The sequence below is a fragment of the Nocardioides turkmenicus genome, assembly GCF_011045035.1.
GTDB lineage: Bacteria > Actinomycetota > Actinomycetes > Propionibacteriales > Nocardioidaceae > Nocardioides > Nocardioides turkmenicus.
On the sequence record NZ_JAALAA010000004.1, the window covers coordinates 200,359 to 215,427 of the forward strand.

At 68.6% G+C, this 15,069-nt stretch carries 11 protein-coding genes; 2 read left to right on the forward strand and 9 right to left on the reverse strand.

Annotated elements, in window-relative coordinates:
- Positions 1 to 133 precede the first annotated feature (133 nt).
- The 5 genes from G5C66_RS06390 to G5C66_RS26395 all read right to left on the reverse strand — a co-directional run bounded on the left by G5C66_RS06390 (position 134) and on the right by G5C66_RS26395 (position 7,288).
- Positions 134 to 1,804, reverse strand: a complete 1,671-nt coding sequence (locus G5C66_RS06390; protein ID WP_165110128.1) for a M4 family metallopeptidase — start codon at positions 1,802 to 1,804, stop codon at positions 134 to 136.
- A gap of 165 nt (positions 1,805 to 1,969) precedes the next feature.
- A complete protein-coding gene (locus tag G5C66_RS06395) occupies positions 1,970 to 3,922 on the reverse strand; it encodes a M13-type metalloendopeptidase (RefSeq protein WP_165110129.1) in 1,953 nt (650 codons plus the stop codon).
- 51 nt (positions 3,923 to 3,973) lie between these two features.
- Positions 3,974 to 5,209: a M15 family metallopeptidase gene (locus G5C66_RS06400; RefSeq protein WP_165110130.1), complete on the reverse strand. Its 1,236-nt coding sequence runs from the start codon at positions 5,207 to 5,209 to the stop codon at positions 3,974 to 3,976.
- A 61-nt stretch (positions 5,210 to 5,270) separates the two neighbouring features.
- Positions 5,271 to 5,840, reverse strand: coding sequence for a TetR/AcrR family transcriptional regulator (locus G5C66_RS06405; RefSeq protein ID WP_165110131.1), 570 nt, complete (start codon positions 5,838 to 5,840; stop codon positions 5,271 to 5,273).
- Positions 5,841 to 5,866: 26 nt separating this feature from the next.
- A complete protein-coding gene (locus G5C66_RS26395; protein ID WP_165110132.1) occupies positions 5,867 to 7,288 on the reverse strand; it encodes a fatty acid desaturase in 1,422 nt (473 codons plus the stop codon).
- A 78-nt stretch (positions 7,289 to 7,366) separates the two neighbouring features.
- Between G5C66_RS26395 and ppgK the strand changes: the two genes are divergently transcribed.
- A complete protein-coding gene (gene ppgK / locus G5C66_RS06415; RefSeq protein ID WP_165110133.1) occupies positions 7,367 to 8,122 on the forward strand; it encodes a polyphosphate--glucose phosphotransferase in 756 nt (251 codons plus the stop codon).
- Between the two features lie 2,135 nt (positions 8,123 to 10,257).
- On the opposite strand, the gene G5C66_RS06420 is transcribed toward ppgK, so the two are convergent.
- Together G5C66_RS06420 and G5C66_RS06425 are read right to left on the reverse strand one after the other, a co-directional pair.
- Positions 10,258 to 10,872 carry a nitroreductase family protein gene (locus G5C66_RS06420; RefSeq protein ID WP_165110134.1) on the reverse strand — a complete coding sequence of 205 codons (615 nt, stop codon included), beginning with the start codon at positions 10,870 to 10,872 and terminating at the stop codon, positions 10,258 to 10,260.
- Between the two features lie 53 nt (positions 10,873 to 10,925).
- The gene (locus G5C66_RS06425; protein WP_165110135.1) at positions 10,926 to 11,561 is read right to left on the reverse strand and encodes a YitT family protein; all 636 of its coding nucleotides are present in this window, start codon (positions 11,559 to 11,561) and stop codon (positions 10,926 to 10,928) included.
- Positions 11,562 to 11,566: 5 nt separating this feature from the next.
- On the opposite strand from G5C66_RS06425, the gene G5C66_RS06430 reads away from it, so the two are divergent.
- Positions 11,567 to 11,974: an MmyB family transcriptional regulator gene (locus tag G5C66_RS06430; RefSeq protein WP_338144086.1), complete on the forward strand. Its 408-nt coding sequence runs from the start codon at positions 11,567 to 11,569 to the stop codon at positions 11,972 to 11,974.
- A 39-nt stretch (positions 11,975 to 12,013) separates the two neighbouring features.
- Here the strand turns inward: G5C66_RS06430 and pntB are convergent, their stop codons facing one another.
- Entirely contained in the window at positions 12,014 to 13,414 is a 1,401-nt protein-coding gene (gene pntB, locus G5C66_RS06435) for a Re/Si-specific NAD(P)(+) transhydrogenase subunit beta (protein ID WP_165110136.1), read from the reverse strand.
- Positions 13,415 to 13,425: 11 nt separating this feature from the next.
- The gene (locus G5C66_RS06440; protein ID WP_165110137.1) at positions 13,426 to 14,955 is read right to left on the reverse strand and encodes a Re/Si-specific NAD(P)(+) transhydrogenase subunit alpha; all 1,530 of its coding nucleotides are present in this window, start codon (positions 14,953 to 14,955) and stop codon (positions 13,426 to 13,428) included.
- Between the last annotated feature and the right edge of the window lie 114 nt (positions 14,956 to 15,069).

A 15,069-nucleotide genomic window follows, 5' to 3' on the forward strand; every position in this document is an offset into this window, starting at 1 on the left:
CCGGCGTCTCCAGTATGCGTCCAATCGCCGCACCGGCATAACCACACGCCCGAATTCGTACTTTAGTTACCAAATGCGGTCGACGGCGCCGCCTTTGGAAGGACGGCGCCGCCGATTCCGGCATTGCGTCAGGTCAGTTCACGGACACCGCGGTCCATGCCGCCTCGACGGCCTTGACCTCGGCGCTGGCGGCGCCGTAGAGGTCGGAGGCCGCCTTCACCGTCGCGTCGCGCGCGCCGGCGTAGTCGGTGGTCGAGGTGAAGTAGGTCGAGTTCGCGCGGAACCAGATCTTCTCGGCCTTGTCGCGACCGATGCCGGTGATCGTCGAGCCGTCGCAGGTCGTGCTCGAGTGCGTGACGCCACCGATCGTCTTCGTGCCCGAGCCCTCGGAGAGCAGGTAGAAGAAGTGGTTGCCGACGCCGCTGGAGTAGTGGACGTCGAGGCCACCGGTCGAGGACGACCAGCAGTTGACCGAGTTGCCGTCAGCGGAGGGGTTGTCCATCCGGCGCAGCGGGTCGCCGCCGTCGAGGATGAAGGACTCGCCGATCAGGTAGTCGCCCTTGTCCTCGGCGTTGTTCGCGTAGAACTCGACCGCCGTCCCGAAGATGTCCGAGGTCGACTCGTTGAGGCCGCCGGACTCACCGGAGTACTCCAGGCCCGAGGTGTTCTCGGTGACGCCGTGGGTCATCTCGTGGCCCGCGACGTCGAGCGAGACGAGCGGTCCGTAGCCGACACCGTCGCCGTCGCCGTACGTCATCTTCTGGCCGTCCCAGAAGGCGTTGACGTAGTTCTTGCCGTAGTGGACGCGGTTGAACGAGCCCGAGCCGTCGCCGAAGATGCCGTCGCGGCCGTGGACGTTCTTGAAGTAGTCCCAGGTGACGTTGGTGCCGTACTGGGCGTCGGCGGCTGCGGTGTCCCGGTCGGTGTTGGAGCCGTTGCCGAAGGTCGTGGTCGGGCTGGTGACCACGGTGCCAGCCGAACAGCCGAACCCGAACAGCTGGCACAGCAGGCTGTCCTCGGCGTTGTTCATGTCCGTCGTGTAGGTGCCGCCACGGGTCTCGTCACGCAGCTCGTACGTCGAGCCGTTCTGCTTCACCTGCAGCGGGACGGTCCCGGAGTAGAGGGTGTTGCCCTCGCCGTCGATGGTGTGGATGCCCTCGACCCGGCGCAGCACCTTGCCGGTGGCCGCGTCGACATAGGTCGCGAGGCGGGACGGCGTGCCGTCGGCCTGCTTGCCCTTGGTGGTCACCCGCCACGCCAGCGTCGGGGAGCCGTCGACCGCGTCGACGACGAGCTCGGGGGCGTACTTCTTGTCGGTCTCGAGACCGCTGATCTTCTTGGTGACAGCGTCGAGGGTCAGCGCGGCCTTGGTCGCCGCCGCCTCGGTGACGGTCGGCTTCACCGAGAGGTCGAGCACCTCGGTCAGCCCCTGCGAGACGGAGGTCAGGGCACCGGCCTTGCTCCGGTGGGCGACCAGGTCGCCGCCGACGACCTCGAGGCCCTGGTAGGTCCGGTTCATCCGTACGTGGGTGGCCCCGTTGGCGTCCTTCAGCGTCACCACCGGCTCGAGCTCCTGGCCCGCGCCGACCTTCCAGGTCGACGGCCTGCTCGTCAGCGCCTTGATGGCGTCGTCCGCGATCGACTCGTCGTCGACGATCTTCTGGGCAGCGAGAGTGACTGGCGTGATGCTGGAGGCAGAGCCGGTGGCGGGCGTGGCGCCGGCCGGGCTTCCGAAGGAGGCGATGAAGGCAGTTCCTGCAACAGCGGCTGCGGTTGCCGCTCCCGCTACTCGGGCGATACGCATCGTGGGGTTCTCCTCGATTGTGGGGACCAGGATTGACGGAATCCTTGCACCAGAATCGAGGCCGCGTTGAAACAAGTTCTTGCAATGCGGCTTTATGAAGAACCTTCCCCGCGTAACTCCTTTACGTTGTTATCGAATATTAACCAATACCCCTACCCGCACGGATCACCAGATCCGTACGCGCTCCTCCGGGTCGAGCCAGAGACCGTCACCCGGAGCGGTGCCGAAGACCTCGTGGAACTCGTCGAGGTTGCGGGCGATGTTGGCACGGAACTCCGGCGGACTGTGCGGGTCGATCGTGAGGTACTGCTGCGCCTGCTCCTTGCGCCGCACCGTACGCCACACGTAGGCCCAGTTGAGGAAGAGCCGCTGCCGGTCGCCGATGCTCGCCGTGCCGTCGGTCGCGAGCATGTAGGCGGTGTGCGCGATGGTCAGGCCGCCGAGGTCGCCGATGTTCTCGCCGACGGTCAGCGCACCGTTGACGAACTCGCCCGGCAGGTCGCGCGGTGAGAGCTTGGAGTACTGCTCGATCAGCGCCTTGGTCTTCACCTCGAAGGCCGCCTTGTCCTCCGGCGACCACCAGTCCTGCATGTTGCCGTCGCCGTCGAACTGCGCGCCCTGGTCGTCGAACCCGTGGCCGACCTCGTGGCCGATCACCGCGCCGATGCCGCCGTAGTTCTCCGCCGGGTGGGCGTCCTTGTCGAAGAAGGGGCGCTGCAGGATGCCGGCGGGGAAGCAGATCTCGTTGGTGCCGGGGTTGTAGTAGGCGTTGACCGTCTGCGGGAGCATGAACCACTCGTCGCGGTCCACCGGCCCACCGAGCTTGCCGAGCTGCCGATCGGTCTCGAAGATCGACGCCGCGGAGACGTTGCCGATCAGATCGTCCTTGCTGATCTGCAGCGCCGAGTAGTCACGCCACTTGTTCGGGTAGCCGATCTTCGGCGTGAACTTGTCGAGCTTCTCGTACGCCTTCTCCTTGGTCTCCTCACCCATCCAGTCGAGCTCGGAGATCGACTTGCGGTAGGCCTCGAGGAGGTTGTGGACGAGCTCGTCCATCTGGGCCTTCGCCTCCGGCGGGAAGTGGCGCGCGGCGTACTCCTTGCCGACCGCCTCGCCGATCGCGCCCTCGACCAGCGCGACCCCGCGCTTCCAGCGTTCCCGCAGCTCAGGCGTGCCGTTGAGGGTGCGCCCGTAGAAGTCGAAGTTGGTCTGGACGAAGTCGTCGGTGAGGTAGGGCGCGGCCCAGCGGAGCACGTGGAAGTAGAGCCACAGCTTCCAGTCGTCGATGTCGACCTCGCCGAGCACGGTGGAGAGGTGGGCGAAATAGGACGGCTGCCGCACGACCACCTCACCGAGCACCGCCTCGGTGGTCAGCTTCGAGCCGGAGAGGTTGCGGATGTAGGCGTCCCAGTTGAAGTTGGGGGCCAGCTCGCGCAGCTCGGCGAGGGTGAGCAGGTTGTAGGTCTTCTGCTTGTCGCGGGTCTCCTCGCGCGCCCAGTGGCCCTCGGCCAGGCGCGTGTCGATCCGGATGATCGTCTCCGCGGCCGCACGCGGGTCGGGGTGCTCGGCGAGCGCGTAGAGCCGCTCGAGGTAGCCCTGGTACTTCCCCAGGACCTCGGCGAACTTCTCGTCGAAGTAGTAGTCCTTGTCGGGCAGGCCGAGGCCGCCCTGGAGCAGGTTGAAGATGTAGCGATCGGACTGCTTGTCGTCGTTGTCGACGTAGGACCCGAACAGCCCGTGGCCGCCGATCCGCTCGACCTCGCCCAGGAACGCCGCCAGGTCGTCCGCGTCGCGCAGCCCGTCCACGGCGGCCCGCAGACCGTCCAGAGGCCGTACGCCGCGGGCAGCCACCGCCTCCTCGTCCATGAAGCTCGCGAAGAGGTCGCCGATCTTCTGGGCGTCGCTGCCCGGCTCGCCACCGGACGCCGCGAGCTCCTCGATGATCGCGCGTACGTCCTTCTCGGCCTGGTCCGCCAGCATCACGAACGGCCCCCAGCTCGACCGGTCGGCCGGGATCTCGACCTCCCGGAGCCAGGTGCCGTTGACGAACCCGAACAGGTCGTCCTGCGGCCGGATGCTGTCGTCCATGCCCGGGCGGGCGTCATCAAGGATCGTCACAGCCCCCAGCGTAGAGCGGACCCCCCAAGCGGCCGAGCAACAACCCCGGGATCAGCCAGGTTTGACGATCCGGTTCATCTCGAAGTGCATCGGGTCGGTCCACTTCCAGTTGCCGCCCCAGGTGAAGCCCCAGCGCTCGAAGATGGAGACGACGGTGCGGTCCATCTCGCCGACGGTGCCGCGCTGGTTGCCGGCGGTGTTGAGGTCGACGGCGGTGCCGAAGGCGTGGTTGGAGAGCTGGGTGGTGTTGGCGATGAAGCGGGGGTAGTAGCAGCCGGCGTACTGCGACGGGTCGATCTTCCGGGCCAGGCCGCGGTCGACGACCTCCTGCAGCGCGGCGCGCAGCTGCGGGATCATCACCTTGTTGCAGGTCACCGAGCCGAGGATCGGCACCTGGGCGGTCACGATGTGGGAGCTCACCCAGCTCGCGGCGGGGGTGATGGTGCCGTCGCCGTTGGCTCGGTAGGTGTAGTTGCCGACGGCCTCGGCGACGGTGCCGACGACGTACGCCTTCTGGGGAGCGTTGGGGTCGAGGCCGGCGCGGGCGACGACGTCGAGGCGCTGGACGGAGGCGTCGGAGCCGACGACCTTCTGGATCGGCTGGACGACCCGGTTGGGGGCGATGGCGGCGGTGGAGACGATGAGCGCGTTGCCCTTCTCCATGCCCATCTCCTCGCCCCACTTGTGGTTGACGACGGCGGCGGCGAGGCCCGGCGGCTGGGGAGCGTACGCACCGACGTGGACCGCCGCCGCGTCCTTCTTGGACCCCAGCCTCACGAAACCGTCCTTGTCGGCCGGGAGATCGTCCTGACGCTCGGGGTCGATCGCCATCTCGCCGCCGGCGACGCGCTGCCATACCTCGTCGGAGTCGGCGCTCTGGAAGGGGGCGAAGTTGCGGTAGGTCGACGGGTCGACGGCCACCACCTTCACCAGCCGTCCCTCGACGCTGACCTCGGCCATCGAGATCTGCTCGACGCCGGAGACGCCGTCGAGGCCACGGATCTTCTTGACGTCGCCGGAGGAGAGAGTGTCCTCGGAGAGGATCAGCAGGTCGGTGGAGTGCAGCGTGCCCTCGCGCTTGCCGGGCATCTCCACGGCGTGGGAGGGGTCTGCGACGGGGCTCTCGTCCTTCGCTGCCTCACCGGCGCTCGGGCTGCCGCTCGGGCTGCCGCTCGGGCTGCCGCTCGGGGCGGAGGCCGGCTTCGACGGCTCACCGGCACAGGCCGCCAGGGTCACCACGAGCACCGCCCCGATCGCCGCGGTCGCTCTCAACGAGACCTGTCGCATCCGTCTACCTCCCCGCAGGAAGGTTAGGCGAGGGTTGGTGAGCACCCAACTCACGGGTAACTCAGGCAAGGACCCGGGACACCAGCCAGGAGATGTCGTCGGCGGTCTCGTCGGGTGACTTGGTGGGCTGCATGACGTGGCTGAGCACGACGCGCACGATCGTCTCGATGGCGACATCCGCCTGGTGGTCGTTGAGCCCGTGGTCGAAGCGGTCGATGTGCTCGTGGATGATCGCGGTGGCGTAGCCGAGCAGACCCTCGCTGTGGCTGGTCAGATAGGGCAGCAGCTCGGTGTCGGCCCCGTGGGTCGCCGACACCACCGCGTGGAGCAGCTTGTTGTCCTGGGCACGGTCGAGGACCGCGTACGTCGCCTGGCGGATCGCCAGCAGGAAGTCGTCCTCCTGGTCGAAGGCCGCGCTCACCACGGCGAGGAACTGCTCCAGCTCGCGCAGGATCAGCGACTTGGCCAGCGCCGGCTTGGCGCCGATGTCGTTGTAGACGGTCTGCCGGCTGATGCCGCACCGCTCCGCGATACGCGACATCGTCACGCTCGCCCACCCGGTCTCGGTCGTCATCTCGACGGCTGCGTCGAGGATCCGCTGACGGGTGGTTTCAGGTACGCCGGCCGCCATGGGCGAGAGTCTAGTGCGCCCACGGCCTACGACTCGACCGAGTCCGAGGCCAGCGGCACGAAGTCGACCTTCTCCCGGACGCCGCAGTCCGGACAGCACCAGTCGTCGGGGACGTCCGCCCAGGCGGTGCCGGCGGCGAAGCCCTCGGCCTCGTTGCCCTCCTCGACACGGTAGGTGTAGCCGCAGCCGGGGCAGCGCGCGGCCAGCACCTCGGCGGCGATCACCTGGGCGACGGTGTCGTCGCCGGCCTCGGCGCGGTCGACGGCGGGCGGCGGATACTTCGCCAGGATCTTCTCCCGCTTGCGCGGCAGGATGTTGGCCCGGGACATGTCACCGTCGAAGTGCGCCAGCACCTTGGGGTCCATCACCCGGCGCCAGACCGGCGGCAGGATGGCGAGCAGGATCATCCCTGCGTAGCCGGTCGGCAGCACCGGCGACTCCTTGTAGTCGCGGAGGGTCTGGTAGCGGCGTACAGGGTTGGCGTGGTGGTCGCTGTGGCGCTGCAGGTGGTAGAGCAGCACGTTGGTGGCGATGTTGTTGGAGTTCCACGAGTGGCTGGGGTCGACGCGCTCGTAGCGGCGGCCGACGCGTTGCCGGAGCATCCCGTAGTGCTCCATGTAGTTGATCACCTCGAGCAGGGAGAACCCGACCAACGCCTGGATCAGCAGGAACGGGATCACCGCCGGCCCGAGCCACACGATCAGCCCGCCCCAGAGCACCGCGGACATCAGCCAGGCGTTGAGCACGTCGTTGCCGATCCGGAACGGGTGCTGGTCGCGACGGGCGTACCTCTTCTTCTCCAGCCGCCACGCGCTCTTCAGCGACCCCGAGACCGTGCGTGGCCAGAAGGCGTAGAAGGACTCGCCGACCTTCGCGGAGGCCGGGTCCTCGGGGGTCGCGACGCGGACGTGGTGGCCACGGTTGTGCTCGATGTAGAAGTGGCCGTAGAAGCTCTGCGCGAGGGCGACCTTGGACAGCCAGCGCTCCACGTCCTCACGCTTGTGGCCGAGCTCGTGGGCGGTGTTGATGCCGATGCCGCCGACGCAGCCGACCGAGATGGCCAGCCCGATCCGGTCGAGCATGCTCAGGGTGTGGCCGTCGAGGGCGCCATGGGCGGCGATGGCCATGCCGCCGATGAAGACGGCGTACTGCAGCGGGAGGTAGGAGTAGACGATCCAGCGGTAGTAGCGGTCGTTCTCCAGCGCCTCGATCATGTCGTCGGGCGGGTTCGACTGGTCGAGCCCGGCGAACAGGTCGATCGCCGGCACGACGATCAGGATGATGATCGGCCCGGTCCACAGGAACGCGCCGACGTCGGTGAGATGCCAGCCACCGATCGCGACGAAGCCGAGGATCGGGACCACCAGACCCAGCAGCCACAGGTAGCGCTTCCTGTCGCGCCACTGCTCGGTCGAGCCGTCGGGCACGGTGCTGTTGGCGATCTCCATCGTCGTCCCCCTTGACAAATCAGGATGATCTGTCAAGTGTCGTACGTCACGTCGGTGCTTGTAAATAGGATGGGTCGCATGACGACGAGCCTGCCCTTCGGCATCGACTTCGGCGGCACGGGCATCAAGGGTGCCCCGATCGACCTCGCGACCGGCGAGTTCGCCGAGGAACGCGTACGCATCCCGACCCCCGAGCGCTCCACCCCGGCGGCCATCGCCGAGATCTTCGTCGAGCTGCTCTCACATTTCCCTGACTACGACGGCAAGGTCGGCGTGACCGTCCCCGGCGTCGTACGCCACGGGGTCGTCCACTCGGCGGCAAACATCGACAAGTCGTGGATCGGCGCCGACGCGGACGCGATCTTCACCGAGGCCACCGGCCGCGACGTGCACGTGGTCAACGACGCGGACGCGGCCGGGCTGGCCGAGGTCCGCTTCGGAGCCGCCAAGGGTCGCCGCGGGCTGGTCATCATGACCACCCTCGGCACCGGGATCGGCACGGCGCTGCTCTACGACGGCGTGCTCGTGCCCAACTCCGAGCTCGGCCACCTCGAGCTCGACGGCCACGACGCCGAGACCCGCGCCTCCAACGTCGCCCGCAAGCGCGAGGACCTCTCCTGGAAGCACTGGGCCAAGCGGCTGCAGAAGTACTACCGCCACCTGGAGATGCTCTTCTCCCCCGACCTATTCCTTGTCGGCGGAGGGGTCTCGAAGGAAGCGGCGGAGTTCCTCCCGCTGCTCGACCTGGACACCGAGATCATCCCGGCGAAACTGCTCAACACCGCCGGGGCCGTCGGGGCCGCGCTGTACGCCGAAGAGCTCGCCACCGACTGACGGCGGCGGCGCCTGCGGAGGCATCTGCGGAGGCATCGGAGGGGGCAGGGCCTGGCGGTTCTCCCAGGGAGCCCCGGCCTTCCTGGTCTGCTTCGCCTGGGCGAGGAAGGCCCGGCGCTCTGCCCGCCGACGCCGCGCCCGCGGGTTCCAGAACACCCGGAACACCACGTACGCCACACCCGCGAGCACGAGCAGCGCGAGCAGTCCGGTGACCAGTGCCCAGTCGGCCCGGGCGCGGACGCCGGCCGCGGTGGACGAGGCGTCCTCCAGATAGCCGTTGTCCAGGTCGGCTCGTGCGCTGGCCGCCCCCACGTCGAGGAACAGGACCAGCTCGCCGATCTCGGTGAGCGGGTTCTGCATCCCCTCGACGTCGGCCGACGCCTCACCGACCTCGGTGATCACCTCGGCGGTGCGGGGAAGCGTGGTGGCGAGGTCACGGTAGAGGGCCTCCTCGTTGGCCCCCTCGTAGGCCTCCCGCGCCGCGTCCGGCACCGGCAGGTCGGCCTTCTCCGCTGCTTCCTGGACCGCGGCGGCGTCGGCGTTCGCCTCGCCGATCTGGCCCACGACGTCGTCCACGTCTGCGAAGGTCCACTCGGCCATGACCTCACGCAGCCCCTGCGGGGGCATCCACTCGCCGTTGACGCGGTCGATCTCGGCGTACGTCTTGCGGGCGTCGGCCCTGGGCTTCAGCTGCTTGGCCTCGGCGCGGGTGAGCACCCAGTTCTTCAGCGGCTTCTCCGCGGAGGCGTCGGTGTCGTACCTCTGCACGATGTCGAGGAAGAGGCGCCAGTCGACCGGGCCCCGGGTGATCTCGTCGCCGGCGGCGTCGTAGCCGCTGCGGCCGCCGTAGACGTCGTCGATCACGTGGGTCAGCTGCTCGTCCGAGAGGTCGGCGAGCATGGCCGAGACAGCGGTGTAGGCGGCCGGATAGCCGTACGCGTCCTTCTCCTGACTCCACCCGTCGGCGTCCCAGGCGAGGAGGGGGAACGCGTCCTTGCCGCCACGCTTGACCTTGTCGTACTTCTGCCCCTTGGCGCCGACCTTCTCGGTCGCATGCTGGGCGACGAACTCGGTCAGGCCCTCGCTCAGCCAGCGGCCGTCGACGATGTCGGGGTTGATCCAGGCGTGGGTCATCTCGTGGTAGAGGATCGCGGTGTCCAGGTCCTCGGAGACGACGATCTCGTCGGCGTCGGAGTCGAACCACGCGTAGCCGACCGCCTCCGCGGAGCCGTCCTCGCGGATCGTCTCCAGGCCCCCGGGCCACTCGTTGCCGGTCAGCTCCTCGAGCACCGGCATGCCCTCGGTGACCCGCTTCTCGACGAAGTCGAGCCACTTCTCGTCCTCGGGGAAGCTCTGCAGCGACAGCTTCGTGTCGCCGATCTTGATCTTCTTCTCGTCGAAGGCCTTCGGGTCGCGGGCGGAGACGCCGGCGTCGATGAAGTCACCTTCGGAGTGCCAGGTCGTCGTCGTGCCCTTGGTCCGCTTGGTGAAGTCGCCCGAGGAGGCCGTGAACGTCATCGACTTCGGCAGCACGACGTCGACGGTCACCTGCCCGTCGTCACCGAGGCCGATCACCGGGAAGACGGCGTAGCCGTCACCGATCCGGATGCGGTTCTTCTTCGCCCGGATCGGAGCGCCCTTCAGCTCGTACGTCCAGGTGATCGTGCGCGACTTTCCGTAGTAGAGGTTCGGGAAGGACACCGTCACCACCTGGAGGCCGGTGCCCTTGACCTTCTCGGTGCTCACCGGCAGCTTCGCCCCGTTGCTGGTCGCCCTGACCTTCGTCGCGCCGGCCGGGATCGGGATCGCGTGACCGGTCAGGAAGTAGTAGGTCGTGGCCGTGCTCGGCTGCTGGTTGGTGACCGTGACCTCGGCCTTCACCTTGACGGTCCGGGCCTTCTCGTCGAGCACGTAGCGCGTGCGGGAGGACTCGCCGACGCCGTCATTGGGCGCCGCGACGGCTGCCGGGGCGGTGGTCGCCAGCCCAGCGCCCAGCACCCCCAGCGCGAGCAGACCTGCTGCCATACGCCGGAGCCGACCTGCTCCCTGACCGTTCTTCACCCGGGAACCTTAGACCGATGCCCTGCTGGGTACGACCTTTTTGGACCGCTCACCGGACGGGCCACGCGCGCCGGTCACGACCAGGGCGTGCCCCACTTGTCGGCGTACGCGATCTCCTCGAGCGGCCGCCGGACGCGCTCGCGCTCCTCGCGCTCGGCGTCGCGCGGGTCGACCTGGGAGGGGTCGCCGTGGCGCCCGACCGCGATCCCGGTCATGACCTTCCACCAGTCCGGTACGCCGAACGCCGCCGCCACGGCGTCGTGGTCGAACCCGGCGAACTGGTGGGAGGAGAGGCCGAGGGAAGCGGCCTGGACGGTCAGGTGTGCGGCCGCCTGGCCGAGGTCGTAGTGGGAGTAGTCCGACCACTTCGGGCCGTTGCCGTCGGGCCCGACGCCGACCTGCGCGATCGCGACGAAGACGGCCGAGGCTCGCGGCACCCAGCCGGAGTTGCCGCGGGACAGGTGGGACACGAAGGTCTGGTGCCCGGCCGACCCGCGGGGCACGACCAGGAACGACCACGGCTGGCTGTTGCCCGCGCTCGGCGCCCACCGGGCCGCCTCCAGGAGGAGCCTGATCTCCTCGTCGGCGAGTTCGTGCGAGGGGTCGAAGACGCTCACCGACCAGCGGTCACGCAGGTGCTCAGTCAGATCCTCGGCGCCGGGCTGGGGGGCTCGCTTGGCGGCAGTCATGCGTCCATTCTGCAATGTCTACTGACTTGGACGACAAACTGTCTCAGCGGGCGTCAGGCGAGGTAGCGGCCGGGGCGGTGGTTGAAGGCCAGGATGATGTTGAGGATGACGGCACCGAGCGCCGAGAGCAGGACGGTCGCGGGAGAGACGACAGCGAGCGCGAGCAGGATGACGCTGAGGTCGAGGCCCATCTGGACGTACCCGGCGCGCAGGTCGAGCCGCTCCTGGAGGACCAGGGCGAGCACGTTGAACCCGCCCAGCGAGGCGCCGTGCCGGAAGATCACCAGGAGGCCGAGACCGACGAGCAGGTTGCCGGCGATGACGCCGTAGATCGTGTCGAGGCCGTCGAGCGGGAGCAGGTCGGCGTGGACCCGGGTCATCACCGAGACCGCGATGACGCAGCCCAGCGACCGGACTGTGAACCAGACGCCCTTCTTGGAGAGCGCGAGGCCGAAGAACGGCAGGTTGACCAGCACGAAGAGCACCTCGAACGGCAGGCCCGTCCAGTAGCTCACCAGCAGGCTCAGGCCGGCGGTGCCGCCGGTCACCGAGCCGACCGACTGGATCAGGTAGAGGCCCAGGGAGGTCACCACGATGCTGGTCACGTAGCCGAGCGCGTCCTCCAGCACGGTGTGGGGGACGCGAATCGACTCGAGGGAGTCTGCATACGGCTCGGACACGACATTCATTCTGAGTGCCGTGCCCGAGCCCCCGGGAATTCAGAAGGACGAGATCTGCACCACTCCCGGCAGCCTCACCGCTGGCCTGTCGGACGGTGGCCGGGCTGCGGATGGCGCACGGCGAGGATCCCACCGAGCCGCGGATCAACGAGGTCGTCGACATGATGCTCGCCCGGAGCCCCGACTTCGCCCGCCTGTGGGAGCGTCACGAGGCCCGCCGCAAGCGGATGGAGTCCAAGCGGTTCCGCCACCCCGAGGTCGGCGAGATGACTCTGTGGATGAACGCCTTCGACGTGAAGTCGTCGCCCGGCCAGGAGCTCATCGTCTACCACGCCGAGCCGGCCACGCAGAGCGCCGACGCCCTCAGGCTGCTCGGCACGCTCGCCGCCACACGCAGAACGGCCGAGGAGTCACGATCGTGACCACTCGGCCGTCCTGAGCGACGTCTCGCCGCGGGTTCCTCAGGCAGGCACCCGGGCGAGGGCGCCGACGATCTCGTCGACCTTGGTCTTGGCGTCGCCGAAGAGCATCTGCGAGTTCTCGCGGAAGAAGAGCGGGTTCTGCACACCGGCATAGCCCGCTGCCATCGACCGCTTGAAGACGATCACGTTCTTGGCCTCCCAGACCCGCAGGACGGGCATGCCGGCGATCGGCGAGCCGGGGTCCTCGGCGGCGGCCGGGTTCACGGTGTCGTTGGCACCGATGACCAGGACGACGTCGGTCTCGGCGAGGTCGTCGTTGATCTCGTCCATCTCCAGGACGATGTCGTAGGGCACCTTGGCCTCGGCCAGCAGGACGTTCATGTGGCCGGGCAGGCGGCCGGCGACCGGGTGGATGCCGAACCGTACGTCGACGCCCTTGTCCCGCAGGATGCGGGTGAGCTCGGCGACCGGGTACTGCGCCTGGGCGACGGCCATGCCGTAGCCCGGGGTGATCACGACGGAGGAGGCGCCGGCGAGCAGCTCGGCGGTGTCCTCGGCGTTGATCTCGCGGTGCTCGCCGTAGTCGACGTCACCGGACGGACCGGCCTCGATGCCGAACCCGCCGGCGATGACCGAGATGAACGAGCGGTTCATCGCCTTGCACATGATGTAGGAGAGGTACGCACCGCTCGACCCGACGAGGGCACCGGTGACGATCAGCAGGTCGTTGCCGAGCAGGAAGCCCGAGGCGGCCGCGGCCCAGCCGGAGTAGCTGTTGAGCATCGAGACCACGACCGGCATGTCACCGCCGCCGATGGAGGCGACCAGGTGCCAGCCGAGCGCCAGCGCCACGACCGTGACGGCGATCAGCAGGGGGAGCGTCGGGTTGATGACGTACACGACCGTGAGGATCACGAAGACGATCAGCGCGCCGATGTTGATGACGTTCTTGCCGGGCAGCATCAGCGGCGCTGACTTCATCCGCGCCGAGAGCTTGAGGAACGCGACGATCGATCCGGTGAAGGTCACCGCACCGATGAAGACGCCGATGAAGACCTCGGCGGAGTGGATGGCGCCACCGTGGATGTGACCCGCAGCGGCCTCGAGGTGGCCGTTCCAGCCGATCAGGACGGCGGCCAGACCCACGAAGGAGTGGAGCAGCGCGATCAGCTCGGGCATGCCGGTCATCTCGACGACCTTGGCGCGCCACAGGCCGATGACCGCGCCGACGGCGACCGCGCCGACCAGGACGAGGATCGCGGTCGTGGTGCCGGAGTCGGCGACCTGGATGACGGTCGCGATGAGCGCCAGCGCCATGCCGGCGACGCCGTAGAGCCAGCCCTGCGAGGCGGTCTCGTGCTTGGACAGACCTGCCAGCGACAGGATGAAGAGGAGGGCGGCGACGAGGTACGCCGCACCGGCGATCGAGAAGATATCCATGGTTTCGTCCCTCAGGCCTTCCGGAACATCGAGAGCATGCGACGGGTCACGGCGAAGCCACCGAAGATGTTGATGCTCGCCAGCAGCGTGGCGACACCTGCGAGCACCAGCACCACGTTGTCGGAGACGGTCAGCTGCAGCAGCGCACCGACCACGACGATGCCGGAGATCGCGTTGGTCACCGACATCAGCGGGGTGTGGAGCGCGTGGTGCACGTGGCCGATCACGTAGAACCCGATCACCACCGAGAGCGTCAGCACCGTGAAGTGCCGGGTGATCTCGGCCGGGGCGACCGCGTTGAGCAGGAAGAGCGCGAGCGCACCGGTGCCGACGAGCGCGAGCTTCGCCCCCGCGGAGAGCGGCTTCTTCTCCTCCTTGACGGCGACCTCAGCCGGGGCGGCGGTCGCAGGGGCCGCCGAGACCTGCACCGGCGGAGGCGGCCAGAGCACACCACCGTCGTGCACGACGGTCAGGCCGCGCTGGACCTGGTCCTCGAGATCGAGGGCGAGCACGCCGTCCTTCTCGGGCGTCACCAGCTTCATCAGGTTCACCAGGTTGGTGCCGTAGAGCTGGCTGGACTGCGCGGGCAGGCGCGCGGGCAGGTCGGTGTAGCCGATGATCGTGACGCCGTTGGGCGTGGTGACGACCTCGTCCTTGACGGTGCCTTCGACGTTGCCGCCCATCGCGGCGGCCATGTCGACGATGACCGAGCCGGGCTTCATGCTCGCCACGTCGGCGGCGGTGATCAGCTTCGGCGCCGGGCGGCCCGGGATCAGCGCGGTGGTGACGATGATGTCGACGTCCTTCGCCTGCTCGGAGTAGATCTCCGCGGCGCGCTGGTCGTAGGCCTCCGAGGTCGCCTTGGCGTAGCCGTCGGTCGACTTCTCGACCTCGACCTCGACCTTCAGGTATTCACCGCCGAGCGACTTCACCTGGTCGGCGACCTCCGGTCGGGGGTCAGTGGCGCGCACGATCGCGCCCAGCGAGCTCGCCGCGCCGATCGCGGCCAGGCCGGCCACACCGGCACCGGCGACGAGCACCTTCGCCGGCGGCACCTTGCCCGCCGCGGTCACCTGGCCGGTGAAGAAGCGGCCGAAGTGGTGGGCGGCCTCGACGACGGCGCGGTAGCCGGCGATGTTGGCCTGGCTGGAGAGGATGTCCATCGACTGGGCCCGCGAGATACGCGGCACCGCGTCCATCGCGAACGCGTCGACCTTGCGGGCGGCCAAGGCGTCGAGGAGCTCGCCGTTCTGCGCGGGCGCCAGCGGGGCGACCAGCGTGGCGCCGCTCTTCAGCAGCTCGACCTCGCCGATGGCGGGGGCGTTGACGCGGAAGACCAGGTCGGCGCCCCACGCGTCGGCGGCCGTGCCGATGCGGGCGCCGGCCTCGGCGTACGCCTCGTCCTTGAAGCTGGACGCCTCCCCGGCGCCACCCTCGATGACGACGTCATAGCCCAGACCGGTCAGCTGTTTGACGGTCGCGGGGGTGGCCGCGACCCGGGTCTCCCCGGGCTTCGTCTCTCGGGTCACTCCGATGAGCATCCTCGACTCCTTGGGTCTAGCTGCGCAGTGTCTTCAGTCTCCAGCATGGCGGGATCCCGGTCAGCCGATCTGCGTGTGACCGAAGGGATGACCGGCACCGGACCGGAACCCCAC

Bases quoted from the DNA above. Each gene is read 5' to 3' on its own strand.
- G5C66_RS06420 (WP_165110134.1), bottom strand. From the start codon at position 10,872: ATGACTGCCGCCAAGCGAGCCCCCCAGCCCGGCGCCGAGGATCTGACT.
- G5C66_RS26395 (WP_165110132.1), bottom strand. From the start codon at position 7,288: ATGGAGATCGCCAACAGCACCGTGCCCGACGGCTCGACCGAGCAGTGG.
- G5C66_RS06405 (WP_165110131.1), bottom strand. From the start codon at position 5,840: ATGGCGGCCGGCGTACCTGAAACCACCCGTCAGCGGATCCTCGACGCA.
- pntB (WP_165110136.1), bottom strand. From the start codon at position 13,414: ATGGATATCTTCTCGATCGCCGGTGCGGCGTACCTCGTCGCCGCCCTC.
- G5C66_RS06440 (WP_165110137.1), bottom strand. From the start codon at position 14,955: ATGCTCATCGGAGTGACCCGAGAGACGAAGCCCGGGGAGACCCGGGTC.
- G5C66_RS06390 (WP_165110128.1), bottom strand. From the start codon at position 1,804: ATGCGTATCGCCCGAGTAGCGGGAGCGGCAACCGCAGCCGCTGTTGCA.
- ppgK (WP_165110133.1), top strand. From the start codon at position 7,367: ATGACGACGAGCCTGCCCTTCGGCATCGACTTCGGCGGCACGGGCATC.
- G5C66_RS06400 (WP_165110130.1), bottom strand. From the start codon at position 5,209: ATGCGACAGGTCTCGTTGAGAGCGACCGCGGCGATCGGGGCGGTGCTC.
- G5C66_RS06425 (WP_165110135.1), bottom strand. From the start codon at position 11,561: ATGAATGTCGTGTCCGAGCCGTATGCAGACTCCCTCGAGTCGATTCGC.